Source organism: Methylobacter tundripaludum SV96, assembly GCF_000190755.2.
GTDB lineage: Bacteria > Pseudomonadota > Gammaproteobacteria > Methylococcales > Methylomonadaceae > Methylobacter_A > Methylobacter_A tundripaludum.
In genome coordinates, this window is sequence record NZ_JH109154.1 from 85,319 (window position 1) to 108,847 (window position 23,529).

General features: G+C 48.7%; 17 protein-coding genes. 10 read left to right on the forward strand and 7 right to left on the reverse strand.

Annotation, left to right across the window (positions count from 1 at the left end):
- Positions 1–50: 50 nt before the first annotated feature.
- Positions 51–1,442 (reverse strand): Re/Si-specific NAD(P)(+) transhydrogenase subunit beta, encoded by a 1,392-nt coding sequence (gene pntB, locus METTU_RS20125; RefSeq protein WP_006893858.1) that lies wholly within the window; start codon positions 1,440–1,442, stop codon positions 51–53.
- Positions 1,443–1,455: 13 nt separating this feature from the next.
- Complete coding sequence (locus METTU_RS20130; RefSeq protein ID WP_006893859.1) at positions 1,456–3,009, reverse strand: Re/Si-specific NAD(P)(+) transhydrogenase subunit alpha; 1,554 nt, start codon at positions 3,007–3,009, stop codon at positions 1,456–1,458.
- Between the two features lie 614 nt (positions 3,010–3,623).
- Between METTU_RS20130 and METTU_RS20135 the strand changes: the two genes are divergently transcribed.
- The 4 genes from METTU_RS20135 (at position 3,624) to METTU_RS20150 (ending at position 10,871) form a co-directional block, all read left to right on the forward strand.
- Positions 3,624–8,012: an RHS repeat-associated core domain-containing protein gene (locus METTU_RS20135; RefSeq protein ID WP_006893861.1), complete on the forward strand. Its 4,389-nt coding sequence runs from the start codon at positions 3,624–3,626 to the stop codon at positions 8,010–8,012.
- Positions 8,009–8,323, forward strand: coding sequence for a hypothetical protein (locus METTU_RS20140; RefSeq protein ID WP_050897824.1), 315 nt, complete (start codon positions 8,009–8,011; stop codon positions 8,321–8,323). Before METTU_RS20135 ends, METTU_RS20140 begins: the two co-directional genes overlap by 4 nt.
- Before the next feature lie 257 nt (positions 8,324–8,580).
- Entirely contained in the window at positions 8,581–9,444 is an 864-nt protein-coding gene (locus METTU_RS20145; protein ID WP_006893863.1) for a transposase, read from the forward strand.
- A gap of 152 nt (positions 9,445–9,596) precedes the next feature.
- Positions 9,597–10,871: a response regulator gene (locus METTU_RS20150; protein ID WP_006893864.1), complete on the forward strand. Its 1,275-nt coding sequence runs from the start codon at positions 9,597–9,599 to the stop codon at positions 10,869–10,871.
- Positions 10,872–11,122: 251 nt separating this feature from the next.
- On the opposite strand, the gene METTU_RS20155 is transcribed toward METTU_RS20150, so the two are convergent.
- The 4 genes from METTU_RS20155 to METTU_RS20170 all read right to left on the reverse strand — a co-directional run bounded on the left by METTU_RS20155 (position 11,123) and on the right by METTU_RS20170 (position 15,995).
- The gene (locus METTU_RS20155) at positions 11,123–12,310 is read right to left on the reverse strand and encodes a D-alanyl-D-alanine carboxypeptidase family protein (RefSeq protein WP_006893867.1); all 1,188 of its coding nucleotides are present in this window, start codon (positions 12,308–12,310) and stop codon (positions 11,123–11,125) included.
- Positions 12,311–12,606: 296 nt separating this feature from the next.
- Positions 12,607–13,587, reverse strand: a complete 981-nt coding sequence (locus tag METTU_RS20160; protein WP_040581700.1) for a glycoside hydrolase family 17 protein — start codon at positions 13,585–13,587, stop codon at positions 12,607–12,609.
- Positions 13,588–13,704: 117 nt separating this feature from the next.
- A complete protein-coding gene (locus tag METTU_RS20165) occupies positions 13,705–14,349 on the reverse strand; it encodes a cupredoxin domain-containing protein (protein WP_254258124.1) in 645 nt (214 codons plus the stop codon).
- A gap of 8 nt (positions 14,350–14,357) precedes the next feature.
- Entirely contained in the window at positions 14,358–15,995 is a 1,638-nt protein-coding gene (locus tag METTU_RS20170) for a multicopper oxidase domain-containing protein (RefSeq protein ID WP_006893869.1), read from the reverse strand.
- Positions 15,996–16,325: 330 nt separating this feature from the next.
- Between METTU_RS20170 and METTU_RS20175 the strand changes: the two genes are divergently transcribed.
- Both METTU_RS20175 and METTU_RS20180 read left to right on the forward strand, forming a co-directional pair.
- On the forward strand, positions 16,326–16,865 hold the full coding sequence (locus tag METTU_RS20175; protein WP_006893870.1) for a hypothetical protein: 540 nt from the start codon (positions 16,326–16,328) through the stop codon (positions 16,863–16,865).
- Positions 16,866–16,871: 6 nt separating this feature from the next.
- Positions 16,872–17,555: a tetratricopeptide repeat protein gene (locus METTU_RS20180; protein WP_006893871.1), complete on the forward strand. Its 684-nt coding sequence runs from the start codon at positions 16,872–16,874 to the stop codon at positions 17,553–17,555.
- A gap of 413 nt (positions 17,556–17,968) precedes the next feature.
- Here METTU_RS20180 and METTU_RS22820 read toward each other — a convergent pair whose 3' ends face one another.
- Positions 17,969–20,572, reverse strand: coding sequence for an ABC transporter substrate-binding protein (locus METTU_RS22820; RefSeq protein ID WP_254258126.1), 2,604 nt, complete (start codon positions 20,570–20,572; stop codon positions 17,969–17,971).
- 506 nt (positions 20,573–21,078) lie between these two features.
- Between METTU_RS22820 and METTU_RS20195 the strand changes: the two genes are divergently transcribed.
- From METTU_RS20195 to METTU_RS20210, 4 genes are all read left to right on the forward strand, one after another.
- Positions 21,079–21,657, forward strand: a complete 579-nt coding sequence (locus METTU_RS20195) for an HdeD family acid-resistance protein (RefSeq protein WP_006893874.1) — start codon at positions 21,079–21,081, stop codon at positions 21,655–21,657.
- A gap of 20 nt (positions 21,658–21,677) precedes the next feature.
- On the forward strand, positions 21,678–22,037 hold the full coding sequence (locus METTU_RS20200; RefSeq protein WP_006893875.1) for a hypothetical protein: 360 nt from the start codon (positions 21,678–21,680) through the stop codon (positions 22,035–22,037).
- 87 nt (positions 22,038–22,124) lie between these two features.
- Positions 22,125–22,619, forward strand: a complete 495-nt coding sequence (locus tag METTU_RS20205; RefSeq protein ID WP_006893877.1) for a low molecular weight protein-tyrosine-phosphatase — start codon at positions 22,125–22,127, stop codon at positions 22,617–22,619.
- A 4-nt stretch (positions 22,620–22,623) separates the two neighbouring features.
- Positions 22,624–23,343, forward strand: a complete 720-nt coding sequence (locus tag METTU_RS20210; RefSeq protein WP_006893883.1) for a dienelactone hydrolase family protein — start codon at positions 22,624–22,626, stop codon at positions 23,341–23,343.
- Positions 23,344–23,529: the final 186 nt, after the last annotated feature.

Consider the following 23,529-nt stretch of genomic DNA (forward strand, 5'->3'; position numbering starts at 1 on the left):
CTTCGTGGTCTTCGTGGTCTTCGTGGTCTTCGTGTCTTCGTGGTGAATGCTTACCCCTTCAGCGCTTTCAATACCGCCTGCATAGTCGCATTGGCATCGCCAAACAACATGCGGGTGTTTTCCAGAACGAATAGCGGATTACCCACACCGGCATAGCCTGACGCCATGCTGCGTTTAAGCACGACGGTGGTTTCACCTTTCCAGCATTCCAGCACCGGCATACCGGCAATCGGGCTGTTTGGATCATCCAGCGCTGACGGATTGACAATGTCATTGGCGCCGATCACGATGGATACGTCAACATGCGCCCAATCTTCATTGACTTCGTCCATTTCATAAACGATGTCGTAAGGTACTTTGGCTTCGGCTAACAGCACGTTCATGTGACCGGGCATTCGTCCTGCAACCGGATGGATGCCGAAACCCACTTTCTTACCTTTATCGCGCAACAGTTTGGTAATTTCATTAACGGTGTGCTGAGCTTGCGCAACCGCCATACCGTATCCTGGAATGATCATGATGTTTTTTGCATCCAGCAATAATTGTGCGGTTTCTTCAGCGCTGATCGGTGTAACTTCACCTTCAACGACTGCGGCTTCGCCACCTGAACCGGTGCCGAAACCACCGGCAATAACGCTGATAAAGTTGCGATTCATCGCGCGGCACATGATGTAACTCAAGATTGCGCCGCTGCTGCCGACCAATGCGCCGGTCACAATCAACAGATCGTTGCTTAACATAAAACCGGTTGCCGCCGCCGCCCAGCCTGAATAGCTGTTGAGCATGGACACCACCACCGGCATATCAGCGCCGCCGATAGCCATAACCATGTGTATGCCGAACACCAGCGCAATCCCCGTCATAATCCATAAAGGTAAAGAACCGCCGCCGTTTTCCGTTTGTTGTAAAAACATCCAGCCCAGAACGATGGCTGCAACCAGTAAGCACAGGTTTAACCAATGACGACCCGGCAATAACAGCGGTTTGCCGCTGATACGTTCGCTGAGTTTGCAAAAAGCAATCACCGAACCTGAAAAAGTCACAGCCCCGATAAGAATACCGATGTAAATTTCTATTTCATGGATGTTTTTTTCTACACCGACCAGGCTGATAGAGCTGTCCATAAAATTGGCATAACCCACCAACACGGCAGCCATACCCACCAAGCTGTGCATGATGGCGACCAGTTCCGGCATTTGCGTCATTTCGACTTTTAATGCGGCTCTAGCGCCAATAGCGCCGCCGATCAGCAAGGCAACCATTAAAATAGCGTACGAGGTAACCGATGCGCTTAATGCCGTAGCGATGATGGCAATCGCCATGCCCAACATGCCGTAATAATTGCCCTTGCGGGCGGTTTCCTGGTTGCTTAACCCACTCAGGCTAAAAATGAACAGAATGGTGGCGACGATGTAAGACATCGTGACTAAACTATGGGACATCATATTCTCCTTGTTATTTTCTGAACATTTCTAACATACGGCGAGTGACTAAAAAGCCACCGGCAATATTGATAGATGCAATGAGTATCGCCAATCCGGCAAGGATGCTGATATTCTGGTCCTGAGCGGAAACCTGTACCAGAGCGCCGATCACAATAATGCCGCTGATGGCGTTGGTTACACTCATAAGCGGGGTATGCAGCGATGCCGAGACATTCCATATCACCTGATAACCGATGAAACACGCCAGCACAAACACGGTAAAGTGCGTCATGAACGAAGCAGGAGCGACCGACCCGATGCCGAACAGAACCAATCCGGCGATAACTAACGGCATAAACTGCTTAATCACGCTTGGTTTTTGCTGTTCTTGTGCCGCTGAATAAGCGGGTGCTTCGGTTTGCGGGGCAGGGGCTGCGGAGAGCTTGGGCGGTGGCGGCGGCCAAGTGATCTTGCCTTCCTTAATGACCGTGGTGCCGCGTATCACCTCGTCGTCCATATTGACGTTGATCGTGCCGTTCTTTTCGGGGCAAAGTTCGGTCAATAAATGCCTGAGATTGGTCGCATAAAGCTGGCTCGATTGGTTCGCCAAACGACTGGGTAAATTGCTGTAACCGATAATAGTTACGTCGTGTTTTACCACCACCTGGTCTTTCTCGGTCAAGGCGCAGTTGCCGCCTTGTTCGGCAGCCAGGTCGACAATAATACTGCCCGGTTTCATAGATTTGACCATGCCTTCCGTAATCAGCTTGGGTGCCGGTTTGCCGGGAATCAGCGCCGTGGTGATGATGATGTCCACTTCCATCGCCTGTCTGGCGAACAAGGCCATTTCAGCTTCGATGAATTCCTTGGACATGGTTTTGGCGTAACCGCCGGTGCCGGAGCCTTCTTCTTTAAAGTCCAGCATCAAAAACTCGGCATCCATGCTTTCAATTTGTTCTTTAACTTCGGGGCGGGTGTCGAAAGCCCTGACGATAGCGCCCATGCTCTTTGCCGTACCGATGGCGGCAAGACCGGCAACACCGGCACCGATAACCAACACCTTAGCCGGTGGAATTTTACCGGCGGCGGTAATCTGTCCGGTAAAAAACCGGCCGAAATGTTGCGCGGCTTCAATAACGGCGCGATAACCGGCAATATTGGCCATAGAACTGAGCGCATCGAGTTTTTGCGCCCTGGACATGCGCGGCACGCTATCCATAGCCAGAACCGTGGCATTTTTGGCCGCCAGTTTCTGCATTAATTCTTCATTTTGCGCAGGCCAGATAAAACTGATTAAACGGCCGCCTTCGGACAACATGTCAATTTCGTCCAGCGCCAACTCGGGATGCTGCTCTGGGGCGCGAACTTTCATGACAATGTCCGCTGATTTCCACAGCGTCTTGGCATTGTCAACGATTTCAACGCCCACTTCTTTGTAGGCTTCATCGGAAATATTCGCGGCAAGCCCCGCGCCGCTTTCGACCAGGACGGAAAAACCCAGTTTTATAATTTGTTCTGCGGCCTCAGGCGTAGTGGCCACACGTTTTTCACCTGGGTGGATCTCTTTAGGTATACCAATCTTCATACAGTCTCCAATGCGAGTAGTTTAGAGCATAGTGAGCAAGGGCTTTAACATCTGGTCAAAACCTCAGCGTGGAGAATAGGAGATTAAGCTATGTTTTTCAATAAAAAACATAATACGGGTGAGTGAATGTTGGTTTTTCAAGGGGTAGATGCTTTTTTATCTGTATGAAAGCCGCTACATCCAATTTGGATCATTGATAGCGCTAGGTTTACAAAAAATCAGTTTAAGCTTACAGAAAAATCAGCTTTGGCCGATATACAGCTGCAATTTTATGGCCGACGATGACACCATCGCTTAACCCCCTCAATCATACCGGACTTTCTTGTCCGACATCCTGCGGTTGAGTGCATGTCATGGGTGCTCGGAGCATGACCGCAATTGATGATGAGGGGGCGATGTACTTTGGGTATTCTTAAATTAAAGAACCGATAGGATTATCGTAGGAAAGCCTAAAACCTAGCATTGCTAGAACATACTTTTAGCTGTTTTTATAAAATTGATAATTTATAAGAATGGCATGACATTTTTTATAGGTGATGATTTTATGATTGATGATGTTCTTTTCTTGTTATCTGATATGTCATGCGTTTACGCGGTAACAGGTGATTTTTCCCATGCGTAAAATCTTATACTTATTACTGATATTGTCGTCAAACATTGCGAATGCAGGCGCTTTTCCGGCGGCTAACACTGGTCCAGCGCTCACTTTAACGGCCGAGTCGCAATGCACACAATCAGGGTTGTCAGCGTTATACGGGACGGCTTATACCTATGGAATTGCGGGGTATAATCCATCGCAATGGAGCGGTCTAAAATGCAAGGCATTTTTAAACGGCGTTTGGACTCTCACAGTTTTTTTATTTCCTTATCAATATTGTCCCGCTGGTGGTTCTTATTACATTTATGAGGATATATGTGTTTATGCATCTGCATGTATAGCCCCCCAAAAAAGAAACGCAACAACCGGCATTTGTGAATTACCGTCTACCCCTGCCGTCATCCCCCTCAAAAACACCGGAAAGCCACCACTTTGTTCAAGCGGCGGCAACCCCATCAACATCGGCACCGGCAACAAATACCAGCCTGAAACTGATTATCAGGGCGCTGGCGACTTCCCCCTGGTTTTCGAGCGCACCTACAACAGCGATGCCTCAACCGTTAGCGAACGCCTCGGAACCGGCAGCGGCTGGCGGCATAGCTACGAGCGCTCGATTACCAGCGCCGCCAACAGCAGCCTGGCGACCGCCTACCGCGCCGACGGCAGCGCTTACGATTTTACCTTAACCGGCAATAGCTGGTCGTCGCCTGCCGATGTCAACCTGAAACTCAGCCGCAGCGCCTCACCCGATACCTGGCTGTTAACCACCGAAGACGGCAGCGTCGAAACCTATAACGCCACCGGCCAACTGCAATCGATCAAAAGCCGCTCGGGCGCTAGCCAAACACTGACTTATGATGCCAATGGCCTGCTGACCGCCGTCACCCATTCCAACGGACGCAGCCTGACCTTGAGCTACGACAGCAACCTTCGCGTTACCACCCTGCAAGATCCGGCAGACGGCCTTTATCGCTACGGCTACAACAATGCCACCGGCAACCTTGAGACAGCGACTTACCCCGATCAAACCACACGCACCTACCTGTATAACGAATCCGCCAACGTCGGCGTCGATATGCCGCATGCCTTGACCGGTATCATCGACGAGAACAACCACCGCTTTGCAACCTTCCAATACGACAACCAAAAACGGGCCGTCTTGACCCAACACGCAGGCGGAGCCGAGCGCGTCAGCGTCGCCTACGGCAGCAATAGCAACGTCGTCACCGATGCGCTGGGCACCGCGCGTACCCACCGCTTTCAAACCCTGCAAGGCGTGGTCAAAAGCATCGGCAGCGACCAACCGGCGGGCGCAGGTTGCAGCGCCGCTGCCAGCGCCATCAGCTACGATGCCAACGGCAATACCGCCAGCCGCACCGACTTCAACGGCAACCGAAGCTGCTATGCCTACGATCTGAGCCGCAACCTTGAAACCACCCGGATAGAAGGCCTAGCCCCCGGCTCAAGCTGCCCCGCCGATCTGGCGAGCTACACCCCCGCCAACAGCAGCGAACGCAAGACCAGCAGCCAATGGCATGCCAGTTACCGTCTGCCCAGCCAAATCGACCAAGCCGGGCAACGCACCACCTTCAGCTACGATGCCCAAGGCAACCTGCTGCAAAAGATCGTCAGCGCAGACGGCCAAACCAAAACCTGGACACTGACCTACAACACCAACGGCCAACCCTTAACCATCGACGGGCCGCGCAGCGACGTTAACGACGTCACACACTTTAGCTACGACGCCAAAGGCGACCTCAACACCGTTACCGATGCACTGGGCCATGTCACCACCATCACCAGTTATAACGCCAACGGCCAACCGTTAGCCCTTAAAGACCCCAACGGCCTAATCACCACCTTCCAATACGACCTGCGCGGAAAACCGGTTGCCTCAGGCGTCGGCACAGAAATCACCCGTTACAACTACGATGCCGCAGAGCAGCTGATCAACGTCACCTTGCCGGACGCCTCCACCATTGCCTACAGCTACGACAACGCCCACCGGCTGGTGAGCATTGCCGATACACTGGGCAACCATATCGATTACACCCTGGATAAAATGGGCAACCGCCTCAGCAGCCAAGTCACCGATCCCGCCAACAACCTGACCCGTACCCGCGCCCAGGTTTTTGACAGCCTCAGCCGACTGGCGAAAACCATAGGCTCACAAAACCAGACCGCCAACTACGGCTACGACGCCAACGGCAATGTCACCACCATCACCGACCCGCTGGGTAACAAAACAGCGTTCGCTTACGATCCGCTCAACCGCTTAATAAAAAGCATCGACCCCACCGGCAAAGTCACCCAAAGCAGCTACGACAGCCATGACCACCCGCTATCCATAACCGACCCCTTGGCGCACATCACCGACTACAGCTATGACGGCTTCGGCAACCAGCTGAGCACCGACAGCCCCGATACCGGTCAAACGCAAGTCAGCTACGACGATGCCGGAAATCCCCAGAACAGAACCGATGCCCGGGGACAAACCGTCAACTACAGCTACGACGCCCTAAACCGCGTCAGCCAAGTCACTTATGCCGACAAACCGCCCATTACCTTTACTTACGACCAGGGCAGCAACGGAACCGGCCACCTGACCCAGATGGTCGATGAGTCAGGCACCACCCGCTGGAGTTACAACCTACAGGGTAAAGTGACCAGCAAAAGCTTCAACACCGGTTCGCTGACCCTGGTAGCCAAATACGCCTACAACAGCAACGGCCAACTCACCGCGCTCACCTACCCATCCGGCAAAGTCGTACAGCTGACCTACAGCAACGGCCAAATAAGCGCAGTGGACGCCAACCGCTCATCGCTGCTCAGCAACATCCACTACCAACCCTTCGGCCCCGCCCAAGACTGGATGTTCGGCAACGGCGTCCAAACCAGCCGCAGCTTCGACCTGGATGGCCGCCTCATCGACTACGACCTGGGCGACCGGTCGCGGCAGTTGACCTACGATGCCGCAGGCCGCATCACCGGCTACAGAGACTCCGACCTCAACTACGACCAAAGTTTCAGTTACGACCCACTGGGAAGATTGATAAATTACACCGACCCTACCAGTCAAACCCGCTACAGCTACGATGCCAACGGCAACCGCACCGAACAGCAAGGTGGCGCACAGGGCAAAAGCTTTAACATCGAAGCCATCAGCAACCGCCTGCTGTCCATCACCGACAACCAGCTCCAGACCCTGAAAAGCTACAGCTACGATGCCGCAGGCCACATAACCGGCGACGGCTATCATCATTTTGCCTATGATGGCAGAGGCCGGATGGTGCAGGCCTCCAGCATCGGCCACGGCACTGAACAATACCGGGTCAACGGGCTGGGGCAACGCGTGGCGAAAATCCATGGACACGCACATGAAAAGTCCAAAGATGACGATCATGACAGCAAGCAAACAGAGACCGACCACCATCGCAATGAGCAAGACAACCATCAAAACGATGTGCCAGCAGGCATCTACTTCGTCTATGACCAAGCCGGGCACTTGCTGGGCGAATACAACCAACACGGCAAAGCAATACAGGAAACCGTCTGGCTAGGCGACATGCCGGTAGCCGTGCTGGCAAATAACCAGCATTACTTCGTCTATGCCGACCACCTCAACAGCCCACGGGCGATTACCGACCGCACCGGCAGAGTCGTCTGGCGTTGGGACAGCGATCCTTTTGGCGCTACGGTCGAAAACGAAGATCATGACGACGACCATCATCACGCCTTCGGTAGCAAAAAAGCCGACGAAGACCCCGACCGGGATGGGCAAAGATTTGTTTACAACCTGCGCTTTCCGGGGCAGTATTACGACAAGGAAACGGGGCTGAATTATAATGGATTTAGGGATTATGATTCGGAGGTGGGGCGGTATCGGCAGAGTGATCCGATTGGGCTAGCCGGAGGCATTAATACCTATGTATATGTGGGTGGGAATCCGGTTAACAGGATTGATCCGACAGGACAATTTGCTCAAGTTATCATACCAGGGGTTGTCATCGGAACTGGCGTAGCTGCTATTCTTTGTGCGTCCAATCCTTCTTTATGCCAGAAAGCCATCAAAGGTTGCTTTGACGGCATCAACAAGATGTTTAATGAAGCTACTGACAAGCATCCGAGCACTCCAACAGGTCAACGTGGCTCACCAATGGATGTGCCTAAAGGTACAAATGCTCCAACGACTATTGGTGATAGAGATTATGGCGGTCACGCTCTCGATCAGATGCAAGGCCGCGGTGTTCCTCCAAGCGCGGTCGAAGATGCCATTGAGAACGGAAATTCAAGTCCGGACAAGAGCTACCCAGACTCACGCACCGAGAACACTAGTGCCGATGGTCGTGTTGTTGTTATTACAGATAATGACACGGGCCGTGTCATTACCGTTATCACTAAATGAACGAGGATTTGATGGACGAATTTTTAAGTCGACAATTGTCGCAAATTCGAATGGCAATAGCGGACTATCGAAAGGAAACACTCGGTTTGAATGCCCTAATTAATCGAATTGAAGCGGTTGGGAATATAATCGGGGGTGAGTTTTGGGAAGAACGACTGTTTCCACTCGTGCTAGATATGGAAAGAATTAATAGCGAGATTATCGATAAAAAACGAATGATGAATTCGGTTGAACGAGAACAAATCAATGTTACCTTAAACCTATTGGAAGCAATATTTGATAATTTGAGCGAAAGACGGGGTCAGTTCTAACATTCCAACATTTATGGCCGACATTTTGATGTTTAAATATAAAAACAGTGCAGTAGGCTGGGTTGAATGTAATGAAACCCAGCGTTGTTCGCATTAATTCTGGGTTACGCGTTGCTCTACCCAGCTTACGGCACCGGAATTTCGGGCAACGAAAAACTGTCGCCCGACGTAAAAAAGCCGGGGTCAGGCCTTACATTTGACATATCTATCATGCTGCCTTACTATTTTGTCAGTTTAATTTCGTATCGGATATACAGATGGCGAGGCCTTTAAGAATTGAGTTTGCGGGGGCGTTATATCATGTAACTGCGCGAGGTAATGCTCGGGAAGATATCTATCGAGATGATGCTAATCGTCAGCAGTTTTTGATGTTGCTACAGAATACGGTCAATCGCTATGACTGGTATTGTCACGCTTATTGTCTAATGGACAATCACTATCATTTGTTGATTGAAACCAATACGCCAACCTTGTCCAAAGGCATGAAGTTTCTCAATGGCACTTACACGCAATATTTCAATCGTCAACATCAACGTGTAGGCCATGTATTTCAAGGCCGATTCAAAGCCATACTGGTGCAAAAAGATTCCCACTTGCTGGAATTGGCACGTTACATCGCTTTGAATCCGGTGCGTGCTCAAATGGTGCATAATGCAGCAGAGTGGCGGTGGAGCAGCTATCGTGCAACGGCTGGATACGATGACAACGACGCCTGTTTAACCACCGAATGGATACTCGCCGGATTTGCCGAAACAAAAATCGTCGCACAGCAACGCTATCGCGAGTTTGTTCAAGAAGGCAAAGGACAGTCTTCACCTTGGCAACAGTTGAAAAATCAGATTTTTCTGGGTGACGATGGTTTTGTAAACAACATGCAATGCAAGCTTAACCCAGAGCAATCGCTTAAAGATATACCCAAAAAGCAAAAACAAGCTCCTGTAAAACCATTGAGTTATTATGCTGAGCGATATAAAACCCGCGACGAATGTATGACCCAAGCGTATTGGAGTGGACACTATACACTTGCCCAAGTGGGCGAATATTTTGGCGTGAGTTACGCCACCGTGAGTCGGGCGGTGAAACAGGCTGAAAAGAGGGGGAGTGTCAAATGTAAGGCCTGACCCCCTGACTCATTTGACCCCCTGGCTCATTTTGGCGATGCCTCAGAATCTGCCTGCCTTTTCCGTGAATTCACTGGATTCTTTTATGGTTTGCGTACTTGCTGCGAACAGTCCATCATCAGGCACCCGTTTTCTCAAATTAAGATTCGCTGATGAATAGCTTAACTAATACATGCAGTAATATCGTGATTGTGGATGATCTGCCGAATAACCTTCGTGTTTTGAGCGAGATTCTGCAATCGGGAGGTTACAATGTACGTCCGGCGATAAATGGAGAAGTAGCTTTAAAATCAATTGCATATAACCTACCCGATCTTATCTTGCTGGATATTCGCATGCCGGGTATGGATGGATACGAAATTTGCCGGCAGCTCAAGAACGACCCCATGACACGGGAAATTCCGGTTATTTTCATTAGCGCTTTAAACGACATTGAAGATAAATTGGCCGCTTTTAATGTCGGCGGCGCCGATTTCATATGCAAACCTTTCCAGACGGAAGAGGTGTTGGCGCGGGTCGCCACACATACGGCTTTATTTAAGTCTCGGCAGGCAATTAAAGCGCGCGAAGAATGTCTCCAACGCAGTCTTCAAGACCTGGAAGCGGCACACTTACGCTTGAAAGAGATGAGCGGCCAGCTGCTGCAATCCGAAAAATTGGCATCTATAGGGCTTTTGGCCGCCGGGGTTGCTCACGAAATTAATAATCCTATCGGATTTATCAGCTCAAATCTCAATATCCTAAAAAGTTACGTCGGCTCCTTACTGCGCTTGATAGACGAATATGCCTTACTAGAAACCAATGCGCCGGCTGATACGCTAAAACGGATAGACGAAACCAAGCAGGAAATCGATTTACTGTTTTTGCGTCAAGACGTGCTGGAATTGATAGGAGAGTCAATCGATGGGAGTGGGAGAGTTCGCAAAATTGTCCAGGATTTGCGCGATTTTTCGCATCCCGGAGACTCCGAATGGCAGCAAGTCAATCTGAATACGGCATTGGATAGCTCGTTAAACCTGGCCTGGAACGAGATTAAGTACAAAGCGGAAGTCATCAAGGATTACGATGATGTGCCGATGGTTGAATGCCTATACCATCAAATTAACCAAGTATTGCTTAACCTGTTGGTTAATGCCGCGCAAGCAATAGGCGAAAAAGGGCAGATTATTTTACGGACGCGTCGGCAAAATGACTGGGTTACTATCTCGGTTATCGATAACGGCTACGGAATACCGCCTGAAAATATCGAAAAAATATTCGATCCCTTCTTTACCACTAAACCGGTCGGCAAGGGCACCGGCTTAGGGCTATCGACGGCCTACGGCATTATTGCCAAACATGGAGGTAGGGTTGTTGTAGACAGCACGCTAGGTAAAGGAGCGGCGTTTACAATTTGGCTGCCTATTAAGCGTAACGATTCAGCATAACTATAATCAACTCCTTACTGTCAACCGCGCCAGAGTATGTTGATGAAGCCAGGCAATGCTACCATCCGCCGGGATTGTTCAACGGAGAAAATGGGAGAAAATGGGGACGGAGCCCGAAAAATTTGGCCTTAGTTTGAGGGGAAAATGAGTGTGATGATGAACATCGGGCTCCGTTCTCATTTTCTCAATAGAATCAATGCGGTCGGTGGCGTTGATTTTTAACCCCATTGATTCCTCACAAACAATTTACCTCAATGAAGCGCAACCTTTTGTATACTCTTGGTTTTACCGGCCACCTTAATATCGGTTTTGGGTTTATAAAAGTTTTTGCTTTTAGCCGGGAGCTTGCTGACAGGTTTTATACTGGCTTGGGCCTGTTTGATAACTTTAGGCGGAAGCTTGCTCTTGTTAATGGGTTTAATGCTAGTCTTGACCCTAGTGATAGTTTTAGGTCGAACCGTGTTAACGCCTCTAATGTTGGTTTTGATTCGACTGATATTTTTGTGCTTAGGCGTATAGCTGACCTGATTAGAGGTTGGTATTGAATGCGTAGCGGCTCCATTGCCGCAATCAAGTTGGTAGGGCGGGGTGCCGGCTGAGCTTGTAGGCATGGTGTTGATGTTTCTTGCAGAATCGACGTTGGTTAAATTAGCGAAACTGGCATCCATTTTTTGCATCATTAACTGATAGCGTTCTTTGCTGGTCATACCGCCCATCACCACGCCGATCAGGTGTTTGCCGTTTTGATGCGCCGCGCCGATCAGGTTGAAACCGGAACCGCAGGTAAATCCTGTTTTCATACCTTCGGCACCGGGATAGCTGGCTGTAAACTTGTTGATGCCTCGCAGCTCTGTCCCTTTGTAATTAAAGCTGTGCGCAGAAAAGTAATGATAATACTCGGGAAAATTGCGCTGTGCTTTCCATGCCAGAACGGCCATATCTCTGGGCGTAGTCACTTGCCAGTTGTTGGGAAGGCCGGTCGCGTTCATGAAATGGGTGTTATACATGCCCAATGAATCCGCTTTTTCCGTCATATTAACGGCAAAATTCTCTTCCGTGTCACCCAGATGTTCCGCAAGAACAACAGAGGCATCATTCGCAGAACGGGTAATAATGGCTAAAATAGCGTCTTCGACGGTTAAATGTTCGCCGCGTCTCAAACCCAGTTTGCTGTTGGGTTGCTGTGACGCGCGAGTTGATGCGGTTAAGGTGTCGTGCAGATGAATTTGACCCGCTTTCAACGCGTCGAATGTCATGTACAGTGTCATCAGTTTTGTGAGCGAGGCGGGATACCATGACTGAGTTGCTTCTACTTCATGTAAAACGTTGCCGTTATCTGCGTCGATAATGATGGCGGCATGGCGACCATAACTGACTTCGGACACTGCAAACAACCATACGGCATTTAAAATAAGTAGCGTTAGTTTAACTTTAGTCATGTAAAACTGTTCTCAAAAAAATCGATAATCAAAAGCACGAGTGCCGGTTTCATTCGCTTAACCCTGATTGTCCGAGCGCCAAAAAATAGGCGCTTTCGGCGACACGGTCACGCTACGTATCATTTAGTGCCGCGCTCTGTGCTTAACAGATCCTGCGTACTGTAAATTTCAAAAAGCGGCGATTATAAACCCCGTTGTTTGTAATGCGTAATCATATTTTATGGGCTGTGGGATGTGCCAAAGAACCAGGCGTATGACTAAGTGGTGTGCTTAGCTTGGTCGGCTCATCCTGCGCACTAAAACCTTAAGCAAGTATAAGGCGGCTCTCCCTGGCAAACTCCCCAGAAATTGCCGAAGTCGCCTTCTTCGCCAGGTTTCCAGTTTTCTGAAAACGCTTCAAATACTACGCCCGACCAGCCCTTTTCGGCTAGTTTTTTGAAGGTCGATTTAACGACCAAGGCTTGATTCTTCTTGCCGGCAACGCCGCAACGCTGCTGGGTGAACTTATTGGTTTCAATGCCGCCTTCGGGGCCGTTCGGCCAGCCGAATTCGGTCAGGATTATTTCTTTACCGGGATAAGTCCGGCGCAGTTGTTCAATTCGCGCAATATGAAAATCAGCCGCCTTGTTTGCCGGAGTGCAGGGAAGAACGTCGGAATGCTTGTTTTCCCACCACGGGAAAACATTGATGCCTATCCAATCGACTTGCGCGCCGAAATTGGTTATGTGACAGGGTGATACGCGGTTGCACCACTCCCACCAGGTATCGATTGTGGTGATCGGCTGGACTACGCCTGCTTCGCGCAGGGCGCTTATGCAACGGCTGATTTCGCCGTCAAAGGCATAGTTGTGACGGGTTCTGACTTCGGAGCCGCAGCTTAGCTTTATGATGGTTTTGGGATAGGCTTTGGCGACCTCAATGCCTGCAGTTATGGATCGCGAATTGACGGCGATGTCGTTATCCAGCCAAATGATTGCAATGACTTTAAGATGTCGGGCTTCGGCGGCGGCAAAGGTGTATTCCAGGCCATTCATGACCCCATAGGTCATGATGCAGCGGAACGGGGTTTCTTTGATTAATTTGTCCAATAGTTGATCAATTAACTCTTTGGACGGATGTGCGCCGTAATCGGGGTTGAGCTTGCCCACGTAGGGACTAAAAGCGGCACACTGCAATGCGCTGGGCTTAACCGATTTTGTTGCTTTTTCTCGTGCTGATGCGTTTTGGCAAACAACTAACATCATGGAAATTACGATGAATGATAATAACTGTTTCATAAAACCCTCGACAGCAATGATTAGGTGGAGCGGAAAGTAGGGCGTGTCGTACGCGCCAAAGGATTGGAAAATTATTTCGGCAGCGGAAAAAGCGCGCACGGCACGCCCTGGCTATTCTTACCGTTTATTTCTTATAACAAAAAACGGAATAACGCAGCCTATCAACGCACAAACAATCAACACCGCCCAAGCCGTTTGATTCCAATCTACCGGATAAATATCGGCTTTGACCGGCTTGCTGATGCCGGGAATGCTGGGTAAATCGCCATCGCCGCCATCGACTTTTAATTGCGCCTTCATGCCTTTTTCCATGTGTTGCGCCAACTCGCAATGAACAAGATAGGTTTTTTTCTGGCTGGGCACAATCAATGAGGCCTTTAATTCGCCTTGTCCGTAGAGTTCCAGATGAAACATGCCTTGAGGGTATATATAGCCCGGTAAGCCGTGAATCATTAACTGATGACGGATCTGGTCATCATTGATGAAGGTGATGTTGATTCGGGAGCAGGGCTTGACATCCCATTCCTGATTGTCAAAAGCAAACATTTTACCGGGGAATTTCAGCGCGTGTTTCTGACCGGCGTGGATGGTGATGTTGACGTCGCCGGAAATCTTCGGGCAGTCCTTGGGAAGATTGTCGCTGTTGGCATTCATGATCATGCCTTTTTCGTCCATCATCATGCTGCCGTGATGCATCATTGCCATGGTCTCATCCCCAAGTGCCGCGTGGGAATGCAGGCCCAGCATTATCAGGAGTGTCACTAAACATTTCATAGCTTTTGTTTCCGTTTATAAACCAGCGCCACAAGAATGATCAGCCCTATGGCTAATCCGGCTGCCAAGCCAAAAACGACGATGCGAACATAGTCGGGTGCAATTAATCCGGCTTCGCCCAGTAACGGCGCAAAGTCACCTTCTCCCCAAACCGCCTGTTTTTTGGCATAGTAATCTTTGTTGAATACCTGGTCGAGCAGGGCATCATGCATTTTCGGCATGCCTTGCTCGTCAAGCAATGGCTTGTAGGCGAGGATGGCCATGTTGCCGCCCGGTTCCATGCCGTCGGTGGTGGTGCCGGTCGGTACATGATCATGAAACATCCACAGGCCGGGACCGTAGCTGTCCAAGCCGTTGTTTTGGGTGCGCAGACGCAAATCAAGCCGTTGCGCCGGAGCGATATCGAATACGTCCCGCGTGATCTGCGACCCGGCTGGCTGTTCAACGCCGTCATAAGCGGTGATGGTGGCCTTATGGCCGTGGATATGCAGCGCTACCAAAGAGCGTTGGGCGTTGGCGACATGCAGTTTTATATCTTCATTGTCATTGGCGACGATCACCGCGTCCCGTAGCGTGTAGGGGAAGGAATGGCCGTTCAGCATGAAGTAGTTTTCAAACGATTCGGTCATGTTGTATTCGCGGCTCATCCGGTGCGCGATAAGCCTTGGATCATTGGCATTTTGTATGATTTTCGCCAGCTTTTTATCGACGGACTGATAATACAAATCGTATTCCTGGCTGTAGGATTTTTGCACTGCAACCGAAGGATGACGCACTTGCCCCGCACCGATATTAAAGGTCTGTACCCAATTATTCGGCTGATTTTCTTCGACGATGAACATGCCGTTCAAGCCCATCATGTAATGCTGGGCGGTTTGGACGTGGCAATGATAAAACATGGTTCCGGCATGCCGGGGCTGGATTTCATAGGTGTGGCTTTTGCCGGGGAACACCGGGTGTTCTTCCATGCCGTCATTATCGTCACCGGCAGCGGTTACCCAGGAATGATCAACACCATGAAGATGGATGGTGTGCGGTAAATAATGGGTGTTTTCCAGCGTGATATAAACCTTGTCGCCTTGTTCAACCCGAATCACCGGCGATGGCGCACGCAGCAGCGGATTGGCGACCAGCGAGTTGAAGTTCTTAAGCGCCATGCCGCTGGATTTGGGTGTAAAAACCCAAAGTCCCGGCTGGATGCTGGGAGCAATGTCGTAAGTGTTAATCAGGAAATCGCCGTCGGGACTCGCACCATTTAGCTCCGCGACTTCCAGTTTGATACGGATAACGTCGGGATCGCCATCGCCGTCCAGGTCATCGGTCATGGTCAAGGCGTCCTGGGCCAGATGCGTCTGCATCAAGGTCTGCATCGACACGTTGTTGGCGCCTTTGACGGCAACGGCAATGTCGTAAGGATTGTCCGGTTCGCATGACGGCGCTTCATTAATTTTCACACCATCGATAACTTGCGCCTGCCGCCATTCGGGATGTTCGTTAGAGCAAGGCTTTTCTACGGCGACGGTTTCTCCAGATCGGTTATAAACGGTCGCAGGCGGCGTAATATCGGCTTTCTGCAACATGGTCGGTGCAAAATAAACGGCAACGGCGACTAATGCAGCGATGATAAAGAGCATTAATAAAAGGAGGGATTTTTTGGACATATAACGACAGAGAATTTCTACAAAGTAGAGCTATTGTAAATGGCTGCCAAGTTAAAACCTAGGTGCATTTTTAAATGCTTTTATTATGCGAAGGCCGACGATGAATGAGGTAAACATAACGAGGTATCCGTATGCTTCATCCTACTCTGAACCTTGGCTGTTATTTAAATAACACCGCCAGACAGTATACTTGCTATAATTCGGCCAAATTTTAATGGTTATCAAGGTGGCTGTTCCTCGTTAAGCTAGAGCGCCAAACCTTTTCGATCTTTACCTATACAAATCTTTACTTGGTATTAAAGCATGTCTAATTCGAACTCGTACAACCCCGATCTTGATTGGACTCAGGTAAGGGAAACGTCAAAAATGCTCATTTTATCGGCTATTCAAGTAGAAGATATGCTGAATGAAGCGGATTTGTCGGTCAATACGCTGACAGAATCGTTTACTTCCATCGTTGAACATATGCAGGCTATTAATACGCATTTGCTTGCCCTTGATTCTTGTAAAGTTAGGGACGAGGCAATCGTTTGCTGTTCGGAAACAACCGACAAAATTCAGGCGTCTATTATCGCATTCCAGTTTTATGATCGGATGCAGCAATGTTTGCAGCATGTCACTTCAAATCTAAAGGGCTTATCCGAACTGGTGGAAAGTCCTAATCGACTTTATAATCCGGACGAATGGCGGCAATTTCAGAGTCAAATCCGCTCCCGGTATACGATGGAGTCTGAAAAACTGATGTTCGATGCCATTGTACAAGGTAAGTCTGTAAATCAAGCGCTTGCAATAAAAAATGCGCATCAAGAAGAAGACCAGTCCGACAATATAGAGCTTTTTTAATACACGATGTCACTCAAACGATTAGTTATAATTTGCACACTGCCGTCTTTTCTTGCCGGTTGCGCCGAGTTCTACGGTTCACAGCCTCCTGCTCCGGTGTACGGCGGCCAACCGAAGAGTCAAAAGCCTTCAGTCGGCTCACAAAAAAAAGCCAGGCCGCCTAGCGCTGCATCTAAAGAAATTGTTAAAACGCAGCCGCTTAAAGACTTCTCGGCAATAAAGTCCGAACCATTGGCTCCCCCGCCGCTGCCGCCCTCAGAGCCGACACCTACGGAGCCTGTTACGTTAGAAGCGCTGGAACCGTCATCGCCCCCCCCTCCGCCTCCTTCGGAATTAACGCCGTTTCAACCGATAGAGGCTACCGTTCCGTTGTCGCCCGTCGTAGGCGCTCTAGTTTCAGCGGCCAATCAAAACAGTAAAGCCGGAGATCTCGATTCGGCGGCGGCTTCCATTGAACGTGCCATCAGAATTGAGCCAAGAAATGCGACTTTGTTTTATAAGTTGGCGTTATTAAGGCTGCAACAGTCAAAGCCCCGTTTGGCGGAAGATCTGGCAAAAAAATCCGCGTTACTGGCTTCTACAGACAATACGTTGAAAAAACACTGCTGGTTATTGATAGCCCACGCCAGGGAAATGCAACAGGATTTTCCCGGAGCAAAGGAAGCGCGAGCAAAGGCTGATAGTTTTTAGTGGTTTTTTGCTATAAACAGCGTTTTGGTTTTTTCCTGAACTGCACGAATAATTTTTACATTCAAAGAAAAACTATTTTTCGATAGGGTAGGGGCAGTATCAGCACACCCGCGATCAAGAGCGACTTGCCGGAAAGCTCCGCCGACCCGTTAATTGCCAAGCCGGGTTCATGCTGTGCCAATGATCCTCTTTGGTGGACTACTCTAACGTTATCCGCCAATATATTTCTGTTCAATGATGACGACTGAAGTTGGTTACGGCTAATTAAAGACATTCTTGATAGCAGGCCGCTGGCTGTTCGCAGGGCCATAGCTATTCAAAAAAGCCTCGGCGGATATAAACTTATCCTGTTGATTCAACCTTAAACGCATTGAGAATTCATCGTCAGCCAGGTGTCGAGTTATTAACGCTCATCAGACTTTCTCTGTGGGTAAAGTGAAATAAAAAGTGGTACCTTTTCCGGCTTTGCTATTGAAATTCAAAGTACCTTCATGGGCTTCGACAAGTGAGCGAGTGATGGAGAGCCCCATGCCCATACCGTCTGCCTTGGTGGTATAAAAAGGCGTCAATATTTTTTGTTTTTGGTCTTCATCAATTCCCGCGCCATTGTCCTTTACCTTGACCTGTATGTCATTATTGAGTGTCAATCGACTAGAGATGGTTAATTGGCGTTGCTGTTTTTCCGGTAAGTTTTTTAAGGCATCAACACTGTTTCGGATCAGGTTGATGATGACCTGTTCAATTTGTATCTGATCGACATGAACAGGCGGCAGATTATTTTTCAGTTCAAATGTTAGCTTTATGTTGTTTTGTTTAAGCTCACCAACACACAGACCGGCACATTCATGAATCAAATTATTAACGTCGGCGACTGAGCGCTTTTGTGCATGAGATTTGACAAATTCCCTCATACGATGAATTATCCGTCCTGCTCTTAAAGCCTGTTGCTGTGTTTTGTCTAAGATCTCGGTGAGCCTTGCCAGATCAGGGGGTTCAATGTTAATAAGGTTCAAACTGACTTGCGTATAGCTGGAAATCGCGGACAGCGGCTGGTTGACTTCATGAGCGATACCTGATGCCATTTCCCCCATCAGTCCAAGACGAGTAACATGGGCGAGTTCGTTCAGATGTTTCTTGTCTTTCTGTTCCCGTTGCTTGCGCGAACTCACATCACGCACAATATGGGTAAAATAATGTTCATTATCGATTGAATACTCCGCTGTGGACAGGTCTAAAGACACCAAAGAACCATTTTTGTGAATGCCATCAATCTCCTGAATTTGACTGACAGGTTGTGCAGCATGGAGCAAGCTACAACAAATCGTTTCTCTTGGTGATGATTGTATGAGTTTGTTAATGCTGCAACCCATGAGTTCTTCCGGTTTATAGCCAAAAATAGCGTCTACTGCGGCATTAGCGGATATGATGATGTTGAACATATCAATGGTGATAATACCTTCCACTGACGCATTAAAAATTGAGTTGAGCTTGGCCTCCCGTTCCATTAATTGGTGCTTGGAGCGGCGGAGTTCTTCAATTTTCCTCATTAAGCTCAGATTACTTGCAGTCAGTTCGTTGGTTTGTCTGTGAACTTTTTTCTTCAGTTTTTCATTAAGACAAGTGATGGTTTCTTCTGCCTGCTTGCGTTCAGTAATATCCTGAATGGTACCTACCAGTTGCACGGGATTGTCGACTTTGTCGTATTCGATGTAGCCATGAGCGATCACCCAGCGTGTTTTGTCATCGTTTGGGTGGGTAATGACATACTCCATCGAAAACCGTTCGTGGTTACGAATGACGTCCTGATAGTGATCAAGCACACGTTGGCGGTGTTCGGGATGAATCAATGTTGCCCAATTGGGAATATCCCGATCAAAGTTCGCGTCGATGCCGAAAATCTGATCGAGCAGGGGCGAGCTTTCCCAGAGACCGGTCGCCAGATCAATCGCGTAGTAGCCTATTCCTGCCGTCTCATGCGCCAAGCGTAAAAGTTTTTCGTTACGACTGGCTTTTTTATTTTTTCGTTTTAGCGCTCTATAGGACGCCAATAGCGTTAAGGTACTAATGCCGGTTAACAGGGTAATGGTTACGGCAATTCTGATATATTTGAGCAGCTTTTCCTTATCGGCTTTGGGGTCGGGATCGTAGCTGAAATTTTGCAAAAACTTATCGTTTTCAACCATGCCCGTCTTGATGAAGGTCTCTGCCATGTGCCGCCAGCGCCAGGGATTCATGTGTCCCAGATCAATCACATCCGGTACTATTAATGGGCGTATTGCGTCGGCTTCAAAGTTAAGATGGTCTCTGGACTTGGTAACTTTGTATTTGTTAAGCAATAAGTCAATGATTTCTTGCGGGTGATCCATTGCGTAATACCAGCCTTCAAGACTGGCTTGACGGAATGCTTTGACGCGTTCGGGATGCTGTTTAAGTTCATCCTCCGTTGTAAACAGAATATCGCTGTAGAAGTCGACACCGTAGTTGCGCGGGTTAAGTACGTTGAACTCAATACCTTGCTGCTTGAGAAAATAAGGCTCGTTGCTCAGATATGAATTAAATGCGTCCGCTTTGCCGTCAATCAAATCACGAATTTCATAACTGCTGGGGATGATATGAAGACGGTTGATGTCTATGCCTTCATTATTGAACATGGCGACAAAATCAGCATCGACAGTCTGATTTAACAACATGATTTTTTTTCCGACTAAACCGTCAGGTGAAGAAATCTCGGCATCTTTGCGGGCGATTAACACGGAAGGTGAATGCTGGTATATCGCAGCCAAGGCGACCAGCGGCGCGCCGCGCAACCGTTCCAGCAGTAATTCGCTGTTGGCCTCGCCGTATTGGGCATGACCTTGAAGGACTTCCTGCACCGGTTTTTTTTCCGGCGTGCCTTCGTGGATGATTACGTCGAGCCCCGCATCTTTGTAATAACCTTTTTCTAACGCCGCATAATAGCCGGCAAATTGAAACTGATGATGCCAGCGTAACTGGAGATGGATAGGTTCAGCCGACACCCAAAAGCATTGGCATATTAATACTATAAAAAGCATAGCACGGACTTGTATCATATTGAGGCGATCCATTTTCTATGCTTGATTATGTGCTGTTACACAAAAAACCGCAGAATAGAGCGCCCAACTTCTTTAATCAATACGCATTATTACCTATCAGTGAACTTACTATTGAGCTGCCTTACATAAAGTGGCACAGCCTTCCACGATGCCACGTTGGGTAACCGGTTATGTCGTACATCAACCGTTAGCTTTGGGTTGGAAATACGCAGTCCTTGTCACCGAGCTGACAGTGAGTCTGTTGTAATCAACTGGTTTTTGATCAAGAATTAGCGGAGAAATATAGCTATTGTTCCAAATCGGTATGGGTGCATGATACTGCCATTGGCTTGTTGGCCGATAAACCGGCGTTTCCGATTATAATTTTCGACCCATTACTCATCGTTAGGTATTAAAGAAGGCCTGCACGCTGGCGCCGGTATCTTTTCAAATAGGACAGGAGAAAATCCATGAGCAAAATAGACGACATCAATATTGAAATACAACATATACAGCAACAAATGCAGGAATATTTGCAAATACATTGGCGGCTGTTTCTGGCGGAAGGTATTTTATTCATTTTCCTTGGGCTTTGCGCGATTGTGGTGCCGCAGTTTTTTACGGTGGCGATAGTCGTGTTTTTAGGCTGGATTTTGCTGTTCGGCGGGATAGTTCATGTTAGTCGGGCCTTTGTTTTTGCCAATATGCCCGGCTTTGGTTGGTGGTTATTCATGGGTGTCTTGCAGGTTATCGTCGGCTATTTGTTTATCACCAAACCGGTTGCCGGCGCACTGACCTTAACGATGTTGATGACGGTGTTTTTTGCTCTGGAAGGCGTTGCCAAAATTTCCCTGGCATTGATGATGCGACCCTTGGCTAACTGGGGATTTATTCTGTTCAGTGGCATTACAGCTTTGGTTTTTGCGCTGATTATCTGGATTAGTTGGTCTGAATCGGCGCAGTGGCTGCTGGGTTTGTTTTTAGGTATTAACATGATTTTTCTGGGTTGGTCGCTGGTTAAAATAAGCTTGCACCATAAAGCGCAATAACTTCTGAAAGGTAGTTGTTTATGCAGCAAAAACGTAATAAAAAACTGATCGTAAAAGTGCTGATAGTCGGCGCAGTCATCGCCATTCTCAGCTATTTGTTTCATCCCGGCGTTGGGCAGCTCAGCGTTATGCTCAACGGCGAACCTGTTGCAGAACCGCTGGTTCGCTTTGCCGCCGTGCCGACATTTTTGTTGATCATGATTGTCACCGGCGTATTGATGGTGCTGCTGTTTTTAGGCGTCGGCGTGTTTATGTTTCTGTTCGCCATGTGCGTTGCATTGGTGGGAATTTTTATCATGGCGCCTTATTTCTGGCCGGTGCTGGTCATTATCTTATTGATGACAACGCTGATGACTGTGGGTAACGGCAATGGAGACTGAATAGTTGATCTGCCCATTTGCCTGCCCAAGCGTTACAATATGCACCATCACGGTTAACTTATCAGTCTTATTCAATCAGGCATGGCTATGGAAAAAATAAAGGTTCTTTTCGTTTGTTTGGGCAATATCTGCCGGTCGCCCACGGCTGAAGGCGTGTTTACAAAGCTGGTCAAGGATCATAACCTGGAAGCGCATTTTACTATCGATTCAGCCGGTACTCATGCTTATCATGTCGGCAATGCGCCTGACTTGCGCTCGCAAGCGGCAGCTCTTGAGCGGGGCATTGATTTATCTAATTTGCGGGGCAGAAAAGTCATTAACGGGGATTTCGAGGATTTCGATTTTTTGCTGGCAATGGATGATGAAAATTATTCAATACTGATTAGCGCCTGTCCCGAGCAATATAAAACCAAAATCAAATATTTTCTCGATTACGCACCACACCTGAACGAACGTCAGGTGCCCGATCCTTATTATGGCGGCGCATACGGTTTTGAGAGAGTGCTGGATATGATAGAAGAGGCTTCCGCCGGTTTTTTAAAAGCCTTACAGGAATCAGGCAGCATTAAACGGAGAGGATAAGGTCATGGCAATAGTATCGAATACCGTGATTTATCTGGATGGCGATGTGGTGCTGGAAGCTTTCTTTGCATTTGATGATGCGCTTTCAAGTCGCAGGCCGACGGTTTTAATCAATCATACCTGGGCCGGTCGGGATGATTTTGTTGCCGAAAAAGCCAAAAAACTCGCCGCCTTGGGCTATGTCGGCTTTGCGGTTGATATGTATGGCAAAGGCGTTTTGGGCTCGGACCCGGAAGAAAACATGAAACTCATGCAGCCTTTTATGGCTGATCGGGCAATGCTGCAAAAGCGCATGAAAGCGGCTTTGTCCGCTGTGAAGTTGATGCCGTGGGTTGACGATAGCAAAATCGCCGCAATCGGTTTTTGTTTTGGCGGTTTGTGCTCGCTTGACCTTGCCAGAACGGGCGTTGACATTAAAGGCGTGGTCAGTTTTCATGGCCTGCTGAATGCACCGGATAATCCGCAGGGTACCGCCATCAAGGCAAAAATCCTGGCTTTGTGTGGCAGGGATGATCCGTTGGTTCCGACTGAGCAAGTGCTTGCCTTCGAGCAGGAAATGACCGAAGCCGGTGCAGACTGGCAATTGCATACTTACGGCCACACCCTGCATGGATTCACCAATCCGCTCGCCAATAACCCGGCATTCGGCACTGTCTACCAACCCGCCGCAGACCGACGTTCATGGCTAGCGATGCAAAACTTTTTGACGGAAATGTTCGCCTGACAATAAGCGCTGGAAGAACGGAATCTTAAAGCCTGCAAATGCGGACTGCGCCCACCTATTAGTTGCCTCGATATAAAATACTATCCGCTTCGACACTATTGAGACAATTTGCTATAATCTCAGGCTTATTTCATGTCATGTAGTCACACTTAAACAGAAAAAATCAAGGAAAGTGTGTTTGTACTT

What these genes read in the sequence shown, in the direction of transcription:
- METTU_RS20200 (WP_006893875.1), top strand. Translation starts at nt 21,678, where the DNA reads ATGCAGCAAAAACGTAATAAAAAACTGATCGTAAAAGTGCTGATAGTC.
- METTU_RS20130 (WP_006893859.1), bottom strand. Translation starts at nt 3,009, where the DNA reads ATGAAGATTGGTATACCTAAAGAGATCCACCCAGGTGAAAAACGTGTG.
- METTU_RS20145 (WP_006893863.1), top strand. Translation starts at nt 8,581, where the DNA reads ATGGCGAGGCCTTTAAGAATTGAGTTTGCGGGGGCGTTATATCATGTA.
- METTU_RS20135 (WP_006893861.1), top strand. Translation starts at nt 3,624, where the DNA reads ATGCGTAAAATCTTATACTTATTACTGATATTGTCGTCAAACATTGCG.
- METTU_RS20155 (WP_006893867.1), bottom strand. Translation starts at nt 12,310, where the DNA reads ATGACTAAAGTTAAACTAACGCTACTTATTTTAAATGCCGTATGGTTG.
- METTU_RS20150 (WP_006893864.1), top strand. Translation starts at nt 9,597, where the DNA reads ATGAATAGCTTAACTAATACATGCAGTAATATCGTGATTGTGGATGAT.
- METTU_RS20160 (WP_040581700.1), bottom strand. Translation starts at nt 13,587, where the DNA reads ATGAAACAGTTATTATCATTCATCGTAATTTCCATGATGTTAGTTGTT.
- pntB (WP_006893858.1), bottom strand. Translation starts at nt 1,442, where the DNA reads ATGTCCCATAGTTTAGTCACGATGTCTTACATCGTCGCCACCATTCTG.
- METTU_RS20195 (WP_006893874.1), top strand. Translation starts at nt 21,079, where the DNA reads ATGAGCAAAATAGACGACATCAATATTGAAATACAACATATACAGCAA.
- METTU_RS20210 (WP_006893883.1), top strand. Translation starts at nt 22,624, where the DNA reads ATGGCAATAGTATCGAATACCGTGATTTATCTGGATGGCGATGTGGTG.
- METTU_RS20180 (WP_006893871.1), top strand. Translation starts at nt 16,872, where the DNA reads ATGTCACTCAAACGATTAGTTATAATTTGCACACTGCCGTCTTTTCTT.
- METTU_RS20170 (WP_006893869.1), bottom strand. Translation starts at nt 15,995, where the DNA reads ATGCTCTTTATCATCGCTGCATTAGTCGCCGTTGCCGTTTATTTTGCA.
- METTU_RS20205 (WP_006893877.1), top strand. Translation starts at nt 22,125, where the DNA reads ATGGAAAAAATAAAGGTTCTTTTCGTTTGTTTGGGCAATATCTGCCGG.
- METTU_RS20140 (WP_050897824.1), top strand. Translation starts at nt 8,009, where the DNA reads ATGAACGAGGATTTGATGGACGAATTTTTAAGTCGACAATTGTCGCAA.
- METTU_RS20175 (WP_006893870.1), top strand. Translation starts at nt 16,326, where the DNA reads ATGTCTAATTCGAACTCGTACAACCCCGATCTTGATTGGACTCAGGTA.